13 protein-coding genes and 3 pseudogenes are annotated in these 16,523 nt (G+C 70.4%); 7 read left to right on the forward strand and 9 right to left on the reverse strand.

Going from position 1 to position 16,523, the window contains the following annotated elements; all coding sequences use genetic code 11:
- Positions 1-34: 34 nt before the first annotated feature.
- A complete protein-coding gene (locus tag HCK04_RS13555) occupies positions 35-1,939 on the reverse strand; it encodes an amino acid transporter (RefSeq protein ID WP_205830214.1) in 1,905 nt (634 codons plus the stop codon).
- Between the two features lie 302 nt (positions 1,940-2,241).
- Between HCK04_RS13555 and HCK04_RS13560 the strand changes: the two genes are divergently transcribed.
- Both HCK04_RS13560 and lysA read left to right on the forward strand, forming a co-directional pair.
- A complete protein-coding gene (locus HCK04_RS13560) occupies positions 2,242-2,709 on the forward strand; it encodes an Lrp/AsnC family transcriptional regulator (RefSeq protein ID WP_168065911.1) in 468 nt (155 codons plus the stop codon).
- Positions 2,706-4,034, forward strand: coding sequence for a diaminopimelate decarboxylase (lysA, locus tag HCK04_RS13565; protein ID WP_142647561.1), 1,329 nt, complete (start codon positions 2,706-2,708; stop codon positions 4,032-4,034). Before HCK04_RS13560 ends, lysA begins: the two co-directional genes overlap by 4 nt.
- A gap of 293 nt (positions 4,035-4,327) precedes the next feature.
- Here lysA and HCK04_RS13570 read toward each other — a convergent pair whose 3' ends face one another.
- Positions 4,328-8,416: a trypsin-like peptidase domain-containing protein gene (locus tag HCK04_RS13570; RefSeq protein ID WP_142647563.1), complete on the reverse strand. Its 4,089-nt coding sequence runs from the start codon at positions 8,414-8,416 to the stop codon at positions 4,328-4,330.
- Positions 8,413-8,760, reverse strand: coding sequence for a CU044_2847 family protein (locus tag HCK04_RS13575; protein WP_142647565.1), 348 nt, complete (start codon positions 8,758-8,760; stop codon positions 8,413-8,415). Before HCK04_RS13575 ends, HCK04_RS13570 begins: the two co-directional genes overlap by 4 nt.
- Positions 8,761-8,862: 102 nt before the next feature.
- On the opposite strand from HCK04_RS13575, the gene HCK04_RS13580 reads away from it, so the two are divergent.
- Both HCK04_RS13580 and HCK04_RS13585 read left to right on the forward strand, forming a co-directional pair.
- Positions 8,863-9,762: a hypothetical protein gene (locus HCK04_RS13580; protein WP_147943173.1), complete on the forward strand. Its 900-nt coding sequence runs from the start codon at positions 8,863-8,865 to the stop codon at positions 9,760-9,762.
- 21 nt (positions 9,763-9,783) lie between these two features.
- Positions 9,784-10,137, forward strand: a complete 354-nt coding sequence (locus HCK04_RS13585; protein ID WP_142647569.1) for a nuclear transport factor 2 family protein — start codon at positions 9,784-9,786, stop codon at positions 10,135-10,137.
- Between the two features lie 104 nt (positions 10,138-10,241).
- On the opposite strand, the gene HCK04_RS13590 is transcribed toward HCK04_RS13585, so the two are convergent.
- The 5 genes and pseudogenes from HCK04_RS13590 to HCK04_RS42310 form a co-directional block, all read right to left on the reverse strand.
- Entirely contained in the window at positions 10,242-11,174 is a 933-nt protein-coding gene (locus tag HCK04_RS13590; protein ID WP_142647571.1) for an LLM class flavin-dependent oxidoreductase, read from the reverse strand.
- Positions 11,171-11,455 (reverse strand): annotated as a pseudogene (locus HCK04_RS42300) (rhodanese-like domain-containing protein); the annotation flags it as partial. The gene HCK04_RS13590 and the pseudogene HCK04_RS42300, both read right to left, overlap by 4 nt.
- Before the next feature lie 12 nt (positions 11,456-11,467).
- Positions 11,468-11,830: pseudogene (locus HCK04_RS41060) on the reverse strand (LLM class flavin-dependent oxidoreductase); the annotation flags it as partial.
- Between the two features lie 32 nt (positions 11,831-11,862).
- Positions 11,863-12,174 (reverse strand): annotated as a pseudogene (locus HCK04_RS43565) (ABC transporter ATP-binding protein); the annotation flags it as partial.
- Positions 12,123-12,746: an ATP-binding cassette domain-containing protein gene (locus HCK04_RS42310; RefSeq protein ID WP_260617248.1), complete on the reverse strand. Its 624-nt coding sequence runs from the start codon at positions 12,744-12,746 to the stop codon at positions 12,123-12,125. The pseudogene HCK04_RS43565 and the gene HCK04_RS42310, both read right to left, overlap by 52 nt.
- 108 nt (positions 12,747-12,854) lie before the next feature.
- On the opposite strand from HCK04_RS42310, the gene HCK04_RS13605 reads away from it, so the two are divergent.
- Positions 12,855-13,322, forward strand: coding sequence for a MarR family transcriptional regulator (locus tag HCK04_RS13605; RefSeq protein WP_142647573.1), 468 nt, complete (start codon positions 12,855-12,857; stop codon positions 13,320-13,322).
- Positions 13,323-13,524: 202 nt separating this feature from the next.
- Positions 13,525-14,283: an AfsR/SARP family transcriptional regulator gene (locus tag HCK04_RS13610; protein ID WP_142647574.1), complete on the forward strand. Its 759-nt coding sequence runs from the start codon at positions 13,525-13,527 to the stop codon at positions 14,281-14,283.
- Between the two features lie 76 nt (positions 14,284-14,359).
- Here the strand turns inward: HCK04_RS13610 and HCK04_RS13615 are convergent, their stop codons facing one another.
- Positions 14,360-15,793 (reverse strand): MFS transporter, encoded by a 1,434-nt coding sequence (locus tag HCK04_RS13615; protein ID WP_142647576.1) that lies wholly within the window; start codon positions 15,791-15,793, stop codon positions 14,360-14,362.
- A 142-nt stretch (positions 15,794-15,935) separates the two neighbouring features.
- Between HCK04_RS13615 and HCK04_RS13620 the strand changes: the two genes are divergently transcribed.
- Positions 15,936-16,520 (forward strand): TetR/AcrR family transcriptional regulator, encoded by a 585-nt coding sequence (locus HCK04_RS13620; protein WP_142647579.1) that lies wholly within the window; start codon positions 15,936-15,938, stop codon positions 16,518-16,520.
- Positions 16,521-16,523: the final 3 nt, after the last annotated feature.

The raw sequence follows: 16,523 nt of genomic DNA on the forward strand, positions 1-16,523 counted from the left end.
CCTACCGTCAGGAGGTCTGTGCGGTGCATGCTGATTAGCCGACGTGGACGTGGGGCCGGCGTTCGAGGTCCGGCTCCGCCTTGCGCAGCACCTCGCGGGTGAGCGGGGGCACGTCGCCGCCGCCGAACACCAGGTAGCGCAGCATGGCGAGCACGGGATTGCCCTCGGCCCAGTGGAAGTAGATGTGCGGCACCGCACCGGTGCGGTCGCGGACGTGGAGCAGGAGGGCGGCCAGCGAGTTCGGCACGGCCGAGCTCTCGATCCGCAGGATCCTGTGCCCGTAGCGCTCCTCGCCCCGGACGTGCAGCTCGGTCTCGAACTCCGACGCGTCCGGCACGGTGACCTCGACGAACATCACGGGCTCGTCGCTACGCAGCCGGTGGTTGATCCACTGCTCGCGCAGCTTGTCGTGGTATTCGTGCTGGTCACGTTGATTGGGCTCGTTCGCGATCAGGTGGATCAGGCCGCCGGCCTCGTTGACCCACTGCTGGGCCAGCGGGTCCAGGCCGACCTCGGTCACCCGTAGCTCCGTGGAACGGGTGGCCCGGGAGATCACCGAGGTGATGATGATCGCGGCGATGAAGAAGGATGCGATCTTCACGCCGTCGGGCCGTTCGACCACGTTGTCGACCAGCGTGTAGGCGAGGACCGCCGCGATCAGCCCGAAGCCGATCGCGGCGGCCGTCTGGCCCTTCCTGAACGCCGACAGCGTCACCGCGACCGCCGCCGACAGCATCAGCACCAGCACACCCGTGGCGTATGCGCCGCCCTGGGCGTCCACGTCGGCGTCGAAGATGATCGTGATGGCGAACGCGATCGCCGCGAAGACGAGAACCAGGGGCCGCACCGCGCCGGTCCATTCCGGCGCCATGCCATATCGGGGGAGATAGCGCGGCACCAGGTTGATCAGGCCCGCCATGGCCGAGGCGCCCGCGAACCACAGGATCGCGATCGTGGAGACGTCGTACACGCTGCCGAACCACTCGCCGAGGAACGTGTGCGCCAGGTAGGCCAATGCACGGCCGCTCGCCTTGCCGCCCTCCTCGAACTCCTCGTGCGGGATCAGCGTGGTCGTGACGAAGCTGGAGAAGATCAGGAAAACGCTCATGACGAGCGCGGCCACGGTGAGCAGCCGCTTGGCGCCCTTGATGCGCTGCCGTACGTCGCCCCTGACGACGGGCATCACGGCGACGCCGGTCTCGAAGCCCGACATGCCCAGCGCGAGTTTCGGCATGACCAGCAACGACAGGCCGATCATGGCCAGCGGGCCGCTGTAGCCGGCGTTCAGCGCGTGGGTCCAGTCGACGACCACCTGGGGCGCCTGGAGCACGTGGACGAGCGAGGTGACCACGACGACGGCGTTGAGCCCGAGGTAGACGAGGACGAGGATCACCGCGACGCCGATCGCCTCGGTGAAGCCCATCAGGAACACCCCGCCGAGCATGGCCAGCAGGAACAGGGTGACGGGCACGCGCTGTCCTTGGATCCAGTGCGGCGCGAACGGGTTCTCCAGGATGTGCGCGGTCGCGTCGGCGGCCGACAGCGTCATGGTGATGACGAAATCGGTGGCCGCGAACCCGAGCAGGGCCAGGACGAACAGCTTGCCCCACCACTGTGGCGCCAGCTTCTCCAGCATCGCGATCGAGCCCTGGCCGTACGGGCTCTCGGCGGCCACCCGGCGATAGACGGGCAGCGCGCCCAGCAGCGTGAGCGCGACCAGGAAGACCGTGGCGAGCGGCGACAGGAACCCGGCCGCGAGCACCGCGATGCCCGGCTGGTAGCCGAGCGTGGAGAAATAGTCCACGCCCGTCAGGCACATCACGCGCCACCACGGGTGCTTCGCGTGCGGCCCGTGCTCGATCTCCTTGCGATCGGTCTGGAGACCTTCGAGCAGCCAGGTGCGCATCGGACCCGCGGGCGTGGCGACAGAACGCCCCAACCTGGCCACCTCCGGCATCAACATCGCGTCAATGAACGCATGCACACTACTGGCGCAATCACCGCAAACGACGGGGTATGGGCGTCAAGAACGCGTCAAGAGCGGAAGTCGTCCGATCACGCTGCGCGACGACGGGACGACCGCGTCGAACGTCAATCGGGCGTCGGATTCGACGGGCCCGCCGTAGGAATCGCGTCAGGATCACCCACCCATGGCATGTCCCGTACTTAGCGTGTCGTGTGTCCAATTTTCGGGGTGTTTGCCCGTTCAGCATGGCAGGACCGTTCAGGAGGCGGTGTGCGGTGAAATCGCTCGACGACGTAGACCGGTCGCTGCTCCAGGCACTCGCCCGGGACGGCCGCGCTCCGGTGCGGGCCCTCGCCCGCGACCTCGCGCTCGGCGACAGCACGGTGTCCGTCCGGTTGCGCAGGCTGCGCGAGAGCGGCGCGCTGGCCGCCATCCGCGTCGAGGTGGACCCGGCGGCGCTGGGACGGCCGATCCAGGCCCTCGTACGCGTCCGGCTGCGCCACGGCGTGACCTGCGGAACCTACGAGCGGCGGCTGCGCGAGATGCCCGCGGTGCTGAGCGCGCTGGTCCTGCTCGGCGACGCCGACATCGAGGTGCGGGTGGCCTGCCGGAACATGGACGACCTCGAACTGGCGGTGGCGACGCTCCGCGAGGCGGGCGCCGCCACCACCAGCACCCAGATCGTGACCCGTACGGTCACCGGACTCGGCCAGGCGCTCCTGGCGGAGAAGAGAACGAAATGAGCCTGCTGATCACACCTCCGCGTACGACGGAGACGGCCCACGGCCCCTGGCCGGCCACCGCGCGCTTCGGCCCCGGCGGGCACGCCGAGGTCGGCGGCGTCGACCTGCTGGAGGTGGCCGGGCGCTTCGGCACCCCGGCGTACGTCATGGACGAGGCGGACGTGCGCCTGCGCTGCCGCGCCTACCGCGCCGCGCTGCCCCGGGCCGAAGTCGCGTACGCCGCGAAGGCCTTCTGGTGCCGCGCCATGGCCTCTTGGATCCGATACGAGGGGCTCGCACTCGACGTGTGCTCGGCCGGTGAGCTGGCCGTGGCGCGGGCCGCAGGCTTCCCCCCGGACCGGATCATCTTCCACGGCAACGCCAAGACCCCCGCGGACCTGCGCGCGGCCGTGGAGCAGCGGGTCGGCCGCATCGTCATCGACGATCTCGCCGAGATCAACCGTCTCACCGCGCTCGTCCCCGTGGGGATGCGGCAGAAGGTGCTGGTGCGGGTGATTCCCGACATCGAAGCCGGGGCGCACGCCGCCATCCGCACCGGCGGCGAGGACCACAAGTTCGGGCTGTCGATCGCGGCCGGTGGGGCGCGGGAGGCGGTGAACCGGATCCTCCACCAGGCACGCCTTGAGCTGGTCGGCCTGCACTGCCATCTGGGATCCCAGATCACCGCGATCGGGCCGTACGAGCAGTGCGCGCGTGTCCTGGTGGACCAGCTCGCGCGGATCCGCGACGCGCACGGGGTGACGCTGCCCCAGCTCGACCTCGGCGGCGGTCACGCCATCGCCTACACGAACGGGCAGGCCGGCCTGGCTCCCTCCCGGCTCGGCGCGCTGGCCGCGACCGTCGAGAGGCACTGCGCGGGCATCGGCCTGCCGGCGCCGCGGCTGACCGTCGAACCCGGACGGGCCGTCGCCGGGCCCGCCGGCGTGACGCTCTACCGTGTGATCACGGTCAAGAAGGGGCTGCGCCGCACGTACGTCGCCGTCGACGGAGGCATGAGCGACAATCCCCGGCCCGCGATGTACGGCTCGCGATACGAGATGCGCATGATCGGCCGCGCGACGCACGAGGGCACACGCGACTTCACCGTGGTCGGCCACCACTGCGAGAGCGGGGACACGCTGGCCGAGGCCGCCGCGCTCCCCGCCGACATCCGCCCCGGCGACGTGCTCGCCGTCGCCGCCACCGGCGCCTACAACCACTCGATGGCCTCGACGTACAACATGACCGGGCGCCCGCCGGTCGTCGCCGTGAGCCGGGGCAAGGCCCGCCTCGTCGTCCGCCGCGAGGGCCTCGACGACCTGATGCGCCGCGATGTCGGCCTCTGACACGAGCGTGGGAGACGTCGTGCGCACCTCCTCGGCCGGACGCGTCCTCGCCGCCGCGCTCCTGATGGTCGCCTGCGCGACCAGCGCAAGCGTCGGCGCGCTACTGACCCGCAACACGGACACCTACGCCGACGGCCACCGGCGGATGACCGCCCACGTCGTACGGGTGCTGCGGACCCCCGTCGCCGCCGGAGGTCGCCGAGCACGCCCTCTCCCGGCACACCCGGCCGGACGCACGTGGCCGTCGGCAGGGTCCGGGTGCCCGCCTCGGCGCGAGTCCGTGTGCGGCGTGGTCAGTCGTCCTCGGGGATCGGGCGAGCGAGATGCCGGGTCGCGAGTTCGATCAGGGCGGCCGAGGTCGCCGGCCAGATGCGCGCCGTGCTGTCCCGGCTGGCCGTGGCGAGATATCGGCCGTCCGGGCTGAAGGACAGGCCCCATACGGCTTCTTCGTGCCTCACTCGTGCCACCTCGGACGGCTCCTGGGCGCCACGCACGGACCATATTCGTACGTCACCGTCCTGGCACCCTGCCGCGAGGTGGCTGCCGTCAGGGCTGAAGGCCACCGACTCAACGGCGGCGTCGTGCCGGATGTCCAGTGGTGCGTCCTCCCCGTGAACCGGCCAGATGCGCGCGTATTCGGCGCTGGCCGTGGCGAGCCTCCTCCCCCCTCGCGCGAAGCTGACACCCCAGACGATGTCGGTGTGCCGCAGCACTCTGCGGACCTCGCCGTCGGCGATCGACCAGAGGCGTGCGCATCTGTCCGCGCAGGCCGTGGCCAGCAGCTTCCCGTCCGGGCTGAACTCGACACCCCACACCGTTTCGTCGTGGGGGAACTGCGCGATGAGGTTCCCGGTCTCGATCTCCCAGATGCGGGCGATCCGATCGGCCCCACCTGTCGCGAGCAGGCGCGAGTCGAGGCTCAGCGCGATGCTTCTTATCCAGTCGGGATGCGGCAACTCCGCGATCTCACGGCCCGTGCCGATTTCCCGCACGCGAGCGTGGCCGTCGGCACCCGCGCTGGCGAGCAGCCTTCCGTCAACGGAGAACGCCACGGACTGCGCGGGTCCGGTGTGCGAGTAGCCGGACATACTGGTTCCCGACGCGACGTCCCAGACCTGCACTTCGCCGCAGTAGCATGCCGTGGCCACCCGAGTGCCCTGGTGGTCGAAGGCGACCGCCTCGACCCAGGAGTCATGCGTCAGGCGTGCGATCTCATCCGAGGCATGGACATTCCACACACAGGCCGTCGCATCGGCGCCGGCGGTGGCCAGCTTGGCCCCGTCCGGGCTGAAGACCACCCAGTTGACCGGTCCGTCATGCGCGACCCGTGCGGCTTCGTTTCCCGTACGCGCGTCCCAGACGTGCGCGGTCTTGCTGTCCCCCGCGACGGCGAGCCGGGTGCCGTCCGGGCTGAAGGCGATGCTCTCCACTGAGCCTTCATGGTGCAGGTGCTGGATCGGTGTTCCGCTCTGCGCGTCCCAGATGCGTGCGCTTCCGTCACGGCCGGCGGTGGCGAGAAGGCTGCCGTCCGGGCTGAAGGCCACGGTGCGGACCCAGCCGCTGTGCTTGAGCCGGTTCTCTTCCTGGATGCGGGTCCGCCCTCCGGTCGCGACGATGTTGTTGATCCTTTCCGCCGTCCAGATCCGCGCCCGCTCGTCGCGGCTGGCCGAGGCGAGCGCGCCGTCGGCGCTGAAGACCACGGCACGGACCCATCCGTCATGGGGCAGCCGCGCGATCTCCACGCCGGTGGGGACGGCCCAGAGGCCCACGGTCGCGTCGGCGCTCGCGGTCGCGAGCACGCTGCCCCCGGGGTGGAACGCCAGATTGCGCACGACGTCGTCGTGCGCCATCGTCGCGAGCAGATGCCCGCCACGCGGGTCCCACAGGCGTGCTCTCCCGTCGCCGCACGCGGTGGCGAGGAACCGGCCGTCCGGGCTGAAGTCCACGGCCCATACGGTGTCGCCGTGCGGCAGCGAGCCGACCGGCGTTCCCGTCCGGACGTCGTAGATCTTCGCCTGATCCTCGTGACCGCCTGTGGCGAGGAGCTCCCCGTCCGGGCTGAAGGCGATCGACCAGACGGCCATCGCGTTCCGGATGGTCACTCGCGCCCGCCCGGTGGCCGCCTCCCACACGCATACGGTGCCGTCGAAGCCCGCCGTCGCGAGATGGAATCCGTCGGGGCTGTACGCCACACAGCGCACGGCGTCGTCGTGCTCAAGGCGAAGTTCGGGCTTGGTCGTGCTGGCGAGCGCCTCGCGCAGTGCCCGATCCCCCTTGAACAGGGGCATGCGCTCCAGGGAACGGATGGCGAGGTCCAGCGCCGTGGTCGGGGTCTCCGCCGGGGAGAGCCGGGCGAACTCGGATTGCTCGGCCAGGCGCGTCGCCTCGTTGTACGCGAGAAGGCGCTCCTGGTTGCGCTGTTCCTCACGGTGCACCTCCATGCTGTGGACGACGTAGGGCATGACGCCCATCGCATGGTGCGGATGCTCCTCCACCACCTTGAAGGCGCGCTCGAGCAGCGGCGCGGGCAACACGAATTTGGGATCCTGGTCGTGGTTCTCCCATTGGGACTTGTAGCCCTGGATCACCCCCACCATGGCGAGGACCTCGCTGTCCCGTGCCAGCAGGTCCCGCAGGCGATCCCAGCCGCGGAGCAACGCCTCGTGGACGACTTCGACCGTCTCGCCGTTGAAGGTCACCAGCCGCTTGTCGTGCAGGATCCCGGCCACCTCCAGGTCGTCCGGGGAGAGCCGGTCCCGGCGCACCGGTTGCGCATAGTCGCTCGTGCCCGGAGTGACCAGCATGGTGAAGATCCGCTCTGCCGCGTCTCGCTGTCGTTGCGGAAGGCCCTCGATGACCTTGTCGGCGTACTTCGAAAGGGCGCTGGCCCCGCCCATGTCCTCGTACGTCTTCCGCGTCAGCCGCCACGGCGGGTCCTGGAGGGGCCACATGCTGTGCAGCACGAACTGGAGGAGCGGCAGCCGTCCCGGCTGCCGGCCGAAATCCGCGCAGAGCGCTTCGATCAGGTCCTCGTCGCACACGACCGGGTGTTCGGGATCGGCCAGGCGCGCGGGTTCGGTGATGGCGGTTCGGAGGTCCACGTCCGACAGCGCGCGCAGCACCCGGGAACGCATCTGAAGATATTCGCCAAGGCGTTGGTGCTGGAGCAGACCGCCGAAGTGCTCCTCCCGGATGGTCAGGACGACGGTGATGTCGGCCTGTTCCGACGGCCTCAGCTCTGTGGCGGTCTCCGCCAGCAGGTCGAGGAAGGTGGAACGTTCCCCGGCATCGGTGCAGCGCGTGAGGATCTCCTCGGCCTGGTCGACCACCACGACCAGCCGATCCACATTCAGCCCGATCGCCAGCCGGCGCCCCGCGTCCCGCAGGCCCAGCTCCAGCAGGCGAGAACGCCACCGCTCGATCTGGGACTGCTGGACCTGGGCGTCACGGCCTTCGGCGGCGGCGAACTCACGGGCCAGCGCGAACATCGGCAGCTCCCCCGGCCGGAGGCGCACAGCGTGCATCGACGATCCACTCCGGAGCGATTCACGGCGGAGCCGTGGGATGAGCCCTGCATTCACCACGGACGACTTCCCGCAGCCCGAAGGGCCCGTCACGGCGAGCAGCCTGCGGGACCTGGTGTCATCGACGAGTTGCTCGACGAAGCCGGCGCGGCCGAAGAACAGCTCGGCGTCCGACTCTTCGAAGGGCAACAGCCCACGGTAGGGATTGCGGGGCGGCCGGTGAAGGACCGCGGGCCAGGCCGCGGCGAGCGCGTGCAGCCCGATCATGTAGATCTGCTCGTCACCGGCGATCGCCTGGAGCATGCCCACGACCTCACCGCTGTCCCGGTGCCAGACCGGCCCGCCGCTGAAGCCGGGCGCGGCCGTCATGCGTGATGTGATTCGCCGATCGACCTGGCTGCGGACCGGGTCTGCCGCCCCGAGAAGCTCGCCGGTGACGTGCCCCATCACTCGCCGGTTATGCAGGAATCCCCATACCTGGACGTAGGTCCCGGCCGGGCTGCCGGTCACGCGGAGCCTGGCCGGGGCGGTCGACTGAGGCGGCGGCTCCAGCAGTTCCAGGCCGGCGATGTCGCTCCACTCGAAGGGGTGGACGCCGCCCGGTCGCCACCTGACGATCTTGGCCGGACGGACGTGGCTGTGGCGGCCGTCGCCCCCGAGCGGAAAGTCGACGAAGATCAGAGTGTCATCCGGGGGTCCGGCTGGTTCACGCTGTTCCCGGCCGAGCGCCGAGTTGACGACATGCGCGCATGTCACGATCTGTTGCTGACCGACCAGGAAGCCGAGGCCCACAGGCCGATTGCCGTTTGCGAGGATGCGGACCGTCGCGCGTTCCGGCCGGGATCCGCTTCCGGTCATGACGGCGGATTCTCCGGAGCCCAGGTCATGGTGACGTTGAACGACGCTTCGGCGGTTCCCTTCGTGAAGATCAACCCCAACTCGCCGCCGAACTTCAGGCCGAACTCCACCTGGATCTCCTTGGGCGGGCGAGCGGCCGTCTGGAGTTTCGTCATTATCGTCTCGATGACGGGTCTGATGTCGTCCAGTGCCGCCGACAGCGACCGCGAAGCCTCTTCCAGCCTTCCGTCGATACCCGAAGAGGCCAGCTCCAGCGCGTCATTTGCATCTATTTCGGCTATGAGATAGTTACTAGTGCCGGATTGTCCGTCTCCGATCGGAATGCGAACTTGGGTCGAGCTCACGTTGCCTCCGACTGTCCCACAGCTCCCGATATCAACGGTAATCGGTAAACGCTTCGGACGAGAGTGGGGTTGCGGTAATACGTACAATGTGGTCCACGCGATATGGGTGATCTGACCCCGCACCGGCCGTCCTCGGAGGCCCCCATGCGTTCTCCGGCGTTCGCCGTCACGTTGCTGGTGGTCCACGCCGCCTCCCTCGGAAGCTCGGTGGTCATCCTTGCCGGTTCCCCCCTCGGGGTGGCCGGGTGGACGGCGGTCGGGCTGCTCGCGGTGTCGGGCCTGACACTCGTGTTCGCGCTTCTGCACATCGTCCGGCAACTGCCCGTGAGCGTGACGCACCTGCAGGATGCCGTGCACTCCCTCACCAACGGCGAGTCCCGGCTGAAGGCGACCTATTACAAGGCCGACCGCGCCGAGGACATCGAAAGGCTGCACCGTGATGCGGGCGAAGTCATCCGCAGAGCCCCGCGCGGCGCCCAGATCTATGCGGTCAATTCCTACGTGGAGGTATTCAAGGCGTCCAACGATCCGCGGTGGACGCATATCCAACGTGCCTATCTCAGCGAGTTCGAAAGGCGGTTCGGCGAGGTCACCTATCACCGGATCATCCAGTCCGACGGCAACGGCGATCGCAGCCCCGGGCACCTCGCCGAACAACTCACGCCCGCTTACCTGCACCACTACCGGAGCATCGCCAGGCACAGCGCCAAATGGGGAGCGCAGCGTCTGCGCGTCGCCGAGGTCCGAGCAACTCTCCCCACGTCTTTCGTCCTGGTCAAACACGAGGACGGCGGCTCGATCATCTGGCAGATTCACAAACACGCCCCGAACCTGCGTGATCAGGACGCCGTACAGATCATGGGGATCTTCATCATCACCGACCCGGAGGGGCTTTTCGTCCGGCACTTCATGTCGTGGTTCCGCGACATGGACCACCGGCAGCTGAGAACGCTGACGGAAACGGACCTGCAACCCCCCGACGGTGTCCCCGCGTCCGATTGAGGTGCCTCGGAAGGAGGCGCGATGGACCCCCACGAAAAGCTCATCAGAACACTCTTCTCGACGATCGACGCGAGTGACTGGGCCACGCTCAGAACGCTGGTCACGAGCGACGTCACCTACGACCGTCCGGGCTTCCCCGAGATCAACGGCGTGGACGATCTCTGCGACTTCTACCAGGCGAAGCGTCCGATCGGCGCGGGAGTCCACGAGTTGCGCTCCGTGGTGAGCGGCGCGCTCCAGGGCTTCTGCTGGGGTCACTTCAACGGTGTGTCCAGGGAGGGCGCGCCGCTGAACGAACTCTTCGCCGACTGGTTCGAGTTCCATGACGGCCGGATCCACCGCCGCCGGACCTTCTTCTACCGGCCTGCCATCTGAGCAGGCCCGGGTGACCGGGGGCGCACGGCGGGCGCGCCGTGCCGGCGGCCGGCGCGCCTCCGTACGGGCACGCCGGCCGCTTTCGCTCACGCGGGCGCTGCCTCCTATGCCGTGCGGCCCTGCCCGGACGCCGTGTCGGCGTCGGCGAGGCCGGGGTCGAGGTTCGCGGCCCGCTCGCGCACCTGCGGGATGATCTCCCGGGCGAAGAACTCCTGCTCGCGCATGGTCGGCAGGGCGAGCAGCAGAGAGGTGAAGCCCGCCGCGACGGTGCCGGTGAGCTGGTCCACCACCGCGTCGACGCCACCGGTGACGAGCTCCGGGGTCGGCGACCTGGAGGGATCGACGAGGACCCGGACGTTGCAGGCGCACGTGATCGAGCCGGGGTCGCGCCCGGCGTCCCGCGCCGCCCGCCGTACGGCACGGCGCATCGCGGCGGCCTGCGCCAGGGAGATGCGCCCGAGCGAGGGCAGCCATCCGTCGGCCAGTTCCCCGGTGAGCGCCAGCGAGCGCGGGCCGTAGGAGCCGAGCCAGATCGGGATGGGCCGCCGGGCGGCCGGGGTGATGACCGCGTCGCGGACCGTGTAGTGGTCGCCGCGGAACGAGACCGGCTCCCCCGCCCACAGCCCGCGGATGATCCCGATCGCCTCCCGCAGCGCCGCGACCTTCTGGCCCGGGCTGCGCCCGGCGAGCCCGAACGCGGCGAACTCGTGGTCGAAACCGCCGCCTCCGAGGCCGAGGACGAGCCGCCCGCCCGACAGCCGGTCGACCGTCTCGGCGGTCTTGGCCACGACGGGGGGCTCGCGGTAGGGCAGCCCGAGCACGTTGGTGCCGACCTCGATGGTCCTGGTGCGGGCGGCGATCCAGGACAGCGCGGTCAGCGGCTCCAGGCTGGGACGGCCGCCGTGCAGATGGTCGCTCAAGGTGAACAGGTCGTAGCCCAGCTCGTCCGCGCTCTGCGCGAGGTCGAGCGTCTCGCCGGCCGACAGGCCGCCGACGGCCCCTCCCGCGCCGAAGCGCAGCCGGTCGCGCGCGCTCATGCCCGTGCCTCCTCCTGGTCGTGCGGCCACGGCCGCTCCCCTCGTACGGCCGGCCGCCGCGGGTCCGCCGACCAGGCGGACCAGGAACCCGGGTAGAGCGCCGCCGAGCCGACGCCGGCGAGTTCGAGCGCCAGCAGGTCATGGCAGGCGGTCACGCCGCTGCCGCAGTAAACGGCCACCTCGGTGCCGTCGTCCACGCCGAGCTCCCGGTAGCGCAGCCGGAGGCGCTCCGGCGGCAGGAAGAAGCCGTCCTCGGTCAGGTTGCCCGCCCAGGGAGCGCTGTCCGGCTCCTGGCCGAAGACCGCGTACGGCTCGGGGAAGAACGAGCCACCGGCGATGAGCTCTAGCCGGCCGTCGGAGAGGAGGGCGTAGTCCTCGGCGACGAGCACCGGGTCCCGGTTGGCCACCAGGGTGGTCCCGGTCGCGAGCCGGATGGAGGAGGTGCGTTCGGCGATCGCCGCCAGGATGACGACGGGCGACGGGATCACGTCCCGCTCGCCGAAGTGGTGCTCCCCCACCGTGTACCAGGCGAAGCCGAGCTCCTCGGCGGTGACCGCGGCACGGACGACGTCGCGCAGCCGTTCCCGCTGGGACAGCCGTTCGCCCGTGTGCGGGTCCGGCAGCAGGCTGCCGAAGGTGATGAGACCTGACTCCATTGGGGTTCCTCCGTCTGTGTCCGGAAACCGGGGATCGCGGCGAGCAGCTCCCGCGTGCAGGGGTGCCTCGGGCTGGTGAAGACGTCTTCCGCGTCGCCCTGCTCGACGATCCGGCCGCCGCGCATGACCGCGATCGTGTGGCTGACCTGGCGTACGACGGCCAGGTCGTGGGAGATGAACAGATAGGTCAGGCCGCGTTCGCGCTGCAGCCTGGCCAGCAGCTCCAGGATCTGGGCCTGCACGGTCACGTCGAGGGCGGAGACCGGCTCGTCGCACACCAGCAGGTCGGGGTTCAGCGCCAGGGCGCGGGCGATGGCGACGCGCTGCCGCTGGCCGCCGGACAGCTCCCCCGCGCGGCGGCGGGCGAGGCGGGCAGGGCGACGTCGTCCAGCAGCGCGCGTACGGCCGCCGCCCTGCCTGCCGCGTCGTCCACGCCGTGGTTGCGCATCGGCTCGGTCAGCAGGTCCTCGAACGTGAAGCGGGGGTGCAGCGAGGTGTAGGGGTTCTGGTAGACGAGCTGGACCCGGCGCCGCAGCCGCCGCAGGGCCTCGCCCCGGGCGAAGGTGACGTCCTCGCCCGCGAAGCGCACGCTGCCCGCCGTCGGCCGTTCCAGACCGAGGATCATCCTGGCCGTCGTCGTCTTGCCCGACCCGGATTCGCCGACCAGGCCCAGCGTGGTCCCCGCGGGGATGTCGAAGTCCACGCCGTCCACCGCGTTCCTGGTGCCTCTGCGCCGCAGCGGGCCGGTGCGCACCGGGAAGGTCTTGGCGAGGCCGCGGACGCTGAGCAGCGCGGACGTCTCCCAGCAGGCCCAGGGCGGGGACCACCACCGTCTGCATGAGGGCGTAGCCGAAGACCGCGAGGCCGAGGGCGGCCAGCACACCGGCGCCTCTCGCGGCGGGGCTCGTCGTGTCATCCGCGTTCACGAAGCCTCATTAGTTCGTAGTACGAACAGTTCGTAGTACGCACAAATTAGTTGGCTGTACGAACCGATGTCAATTACGCTCGGACCAGGAGGATGCAGATGACCACGACGACGGCCACGGGGACGGCCACGGGGACGGCCACGGGGACCGGCACGGACGCGGCGTTCGCCACCGCGCTGGTGCGCATGTCCCACGTCGTGCAGTACGTCTTCGCCGACGTGAGCCGGGAGCACGGCGTCACTCCGCAGCAGGCGCAGTTGCTGTGCATGCTGAACGACGGCCCCATCGGCATGACCGAGCTCAGCCGCCTCCTGCATCTGGAGAAGTCCAGCCTCACCGGGCTCGTGGACCGGGTGGAACGGCGCGGGCTCGTGACCCGGGTCAGCCATCCGCGCGACCGCCGCGCCTGCCGGATCTCGCTCACGCCCGAGGGCGCGGGGCTCGGCGAGCAGGTGCACGCGGAGATCTGCGCGCGTCTGGACGTCCTGGGCGAGGAGATGCCGGAGGCCGACAGGCTCCGGATCGCCACGGCCCTCATGGGCGTGGTCGCGCGCTACACCACCTGAGACGCACTGACCTGAGCCGGACCAGCCACCCGGCCGCGACTGCCCGAAGAAGGCGGAGCAGGCAGGTAATTACGCACACCGAAATGCCCGCCGTACGCACTTCCGCTGATGTCAGGGGCGTGGGCTCTCGCAAGAATCGTCGTGATCGCGGTGATATGCGCCGATTCCAGGAGCACCTCAGGCAGCGTGCGCGGGGAGACCAATGAGATACGAATTGCTCGGGCCATTACGCCTGGTGGACGAGGAGACGCACACGATCAGCGCGCCCAAGGTCGAGACGCTGCTGGCCGCGCTGCTGATCCGGGCGAACCAGCCGGTGTCGACCGACGAACTGCTCGACGAGCTGTGGGGGAACGATCCTCCGAAGCGCGCTCGCGCCGCCCTGCACGTCTACATCTCGCATCTGCGCAAGACCTACGTTCAGCCCGCGGTGGACGGGGCGGCCATCCGGACGCACGCCCAGGGCTACCTGCTGGAGGCGGACCGCGCGTCCGTGGACGTGTTCCGTCTGCAGAGCCTGCACGCCGCGGGCCGGGACGGGGCGGACCGTGACCCGGAGCGGGCGCTGGAGTCGTTCGCCGCCGCGGCGGCCCTGTTCCGCGGGCCCGTGCTCGCCGGGATCGACAACGGGCTCATCGTCGGCACGTTCGCCCGCTGGGCCGAGGAGGTCCGGCTGGAGTGTCTTGAGGCGATCGCGATGTGCTCGCTGCGGCTCGGGCGGCACCGCGAGGTGATCGGCGACCTGTCCCGGTGGGTCGAGGAGTATCCGCTCAACGAGAACCTGCGCGAGCAGCTCATGCTGGCCCTCTACCGTTCCGGGCGGCGGGCCGAGGCGCTGGAGGTCTTCCAGTCGGCCCGGCAGGTGCTGCGGGAGGAGCTCGGGCTCGACCCCCGCGTGACCATGCGCCGGCTTCAGTTCGCGATCCTCTCCGCCGACGCCGACCTCGCCATCGCGGGGTGAGCCCCGGAGACGACACGAGGGGCGAGCCGGCTGCGGACGGCTCGCCCCTCGTTTCGGGGCGCGGGGAACGGCCCCGTCAACCCCGGGCGGCGGGTGCGGCCCCCCGCGCGCCGGGGCGGTACCAGAAGACGAGCGCGACGAGCAGGGCGATCACCAGGGCGCCGCAGGCCCAGACGAACACCGACGAGATGCTCCCGGCGAGACCACCCGTGCCCTGCGTGAGCGGGATCAGCATCGCGGCCAGGCCGAGCGAGCCGCCGATCGTGAGCGCCGTCTGCAGCACCCCCGCGGCGACCCCGGCGTACTCCTGCGGCGCGGTGGTCAGGACGATCATGTTGAACGGGATGATCGCCACGCCGACGCCGAGCCCCATGACGACGAGGGCGGGGAGCACGCCGCCGGCGTAGGTGCTGCCGCCGTCGAGGCGGGTCAGCCAGGCCACTCCGGCCAGCACCACGACCAGACCGGCGACGGCACGCGTCTTGAGACCGATCGCGGCGATGTGCTTGGTGAGGATCTGGGTGCTGACGAGCAGCGCCAGGCCGAACGGCAGGATCGCCAGGCCGCTCTGCAGCGCGTTGAGGTGCAGCACGCCCTGGAGATACTGCACCAGGTAGATGAGGAAGCTCGTGAGCACCGCCGCGAGCAGCAGCAGGGCGAGGAAGGCGCCGGCCCGATCGCGGCCGGAGAAGAGGGCCAGGGGCAGCAGCGGCTCGTCGGCCCGCCGGTCCACCAGCAGGAGAACGACGGCCAGCACGACCGCGGCGCCGAGGGCGGTCAGCGTCCAGCGGTCGCCCCACCCGTTCTCGGCGGCGTGGACGAGGCCGTACACGGCGGCGGCGAGGGTGGCGGTGCTGAGCAGCGCGCTCGGCAGGCCGAGCGGGCGGCGCCGGGTCGCCTCGTCCCGCAGGCCGAGGGCACGGACGGCGACCGCGATGATGACCAGGCCGATGGGCACGTTCACCAGCAGGCTCCATCGCCAGTCCCCCGCCCACGTGAGCACGCCGCCGAGCACCATGCCGGCGGAGGCGCCGAGCCCGGTCACCGTGGAGTAGAGGCCGAAGGCCCGCTGCTGCCGCTCCCCCTCGAAGACGATCGCCAGAAGCGCCAGCCCGGTGGGACCGGCGATCGCCGCGCCGGCGCCCTGCAGGATCCGGCCCGCGAGCAGCACCTCCACGTTCGGCGCGAGCCCGGCGACCAGCGACGCCACCACGACCAGCCCGACCCCGGAGAGGAAGACCCTGCGATGCCCGAGCACGTCGCCGAGACGACCGGCGAACAGCAGGAGGCCGCCGAAGGCGAGGAAGAAGCCGTTCGGCACCCACGATCCCCCGGCCACCGACAGATGGAGGTCGGACTGGAGGGTCGGGAGCGCGACGTTCACGATCGTGCCGTCGAGCTGGAGCATGAACTCCGCCCCGACGATCGCCGCGAGCACGAGTGCCCAGGCGCGGCCGGCTCGCGGCGGCGCGCCGGCCGAGACGTCGCCGGGGGCGCTTTCGGTGGTCATGGAACCTCCACGGTCTGCTGACTGGGGGCATCAGACTGAGGCAACCTCAGGTTAGCGGGCGTATCTATACTGAGGTCGTCTCAGGTTAAGTGACAGGATTCAAGCTGAGGCATCCTCAGGATGTCAAGCGGGAGGTATCGGAGTGGACGGCAAGCCCTACATCGCCCAGCGCCCCAAGCGGGCCGACGGCCGGCGCAACTACGACGCGATCCTGGCCGCGGCCCGCAAGGCGTTCGAGAGCGCCGGGGCCGACGCCTCCCTGGAGGACATCGCGAGCCAGGCAGGAGTGGCGATCGGCACGCTATACCGGCACTTCCCCACGCGGGCCTCGCTGGTGGAGGCCGCGACCCGCGACGGCCTGGAGAACCTCGTCGCCCACGCGGAGCGGCTGGCCTCCGGGCCGGACCCGCTCGACGCGCTGGTCGCCTGGATGCGCGAGGCGGTGGTCCACTTCAGCACCTTCCGCGGGCTGGTGGGCATCCTCGCGCAGAGCATGTACGACGAGGGCACGCCCTCCCACACGATGTGCAGCGCGATGCACCACAGCGGCGCCGACCTGCTGCGCGCCGCCCAGGCGGCCGGCAGGGTGCGGCACGACCTGACCCCCGACGAGCTGTTCGACCTCCTCAGCGGCGCCGCCTGGGTGCGCGAGCAGGCGACCCCCGACCGGGACGGCAGCTCCCGCTTCCTCGAACTGGTGCTGGAGGGCATCACCACACGGGACTGACTC

Source organism: Microbispora sp. CL1-1, from assembly GCF_012034195.1.
Classification (GTDB): domain Bacteria; phylum Actinomycetota; class Actinomycetes; order Streptosporangiales; family Streptosporangiaceae; genus Microbispora.

Bases quoted from the DNA above. Each gene is read 5' to 3' on its own strand.
- lysA (WP_142647561.1), top strand. From the start codon at position 2,706: ATGAGCCTGCTGATCACACCTCCGCGTACGACGGAGACGGCCCACGGC.
- HCK04_RS13570 (WP_142647563.1), bottom strand. From the start codon at position 8,416: ATGACCGGAAGCGGATCCCGGCCGGAACGCGCGACGGTCCGCATCCTC.
- HCK04_RS13580 (WP_147943173.1), top strand. From the start codon at position 8,863: ATGGGTGATCTGACCCCGCACCGGCCGTCCTCGGAGGCCCCCATGCGT.
- HCK04_RS13585 (WP_142647569.1), top strand. From the start codon at position 9,784: ATGGACCCCCACGAAAAGCTCATCAGAACACTCTTCTCGACGATCGAC.
- HCK04_RS13590 (WP_142647571.1), bottom strand. From the start codon at position 11,174: ATGAGCGCGCGCGACCGGCTGCGCTTCGGCGCGGGAGGGGCCGTCGGC.
- HCK04_RS42310 (WP_260617248.1), bottom strand. From the start codon at position 12,746: ATGACACGACGAGCCCCGCCGCGAGAGGCGCCGGTGTGCTGGCCGCCC.
- HCK04_RS13605 (WP_142647573.1), top strand. From the start codon at position 12,855: ATGACCACGACGACGGCCACGGGGACGGCCACGGGGACGGCCACGGGG.
- HCK04_RS13610 (WP_142647574.1), top strand. From the start codon at position 13,525: ATGAGATACGAATTGCTCGGGCCATTACGCCTGGTGGACGAGGAGACG.
- HCK04_RS13615 (WP_142647576.1), bottom strand. From the start codon at position 15,793: ATGACCACCGAAAGCGCCCCCGGCGACGTCTCGGCCGGCGCGCCGCCG.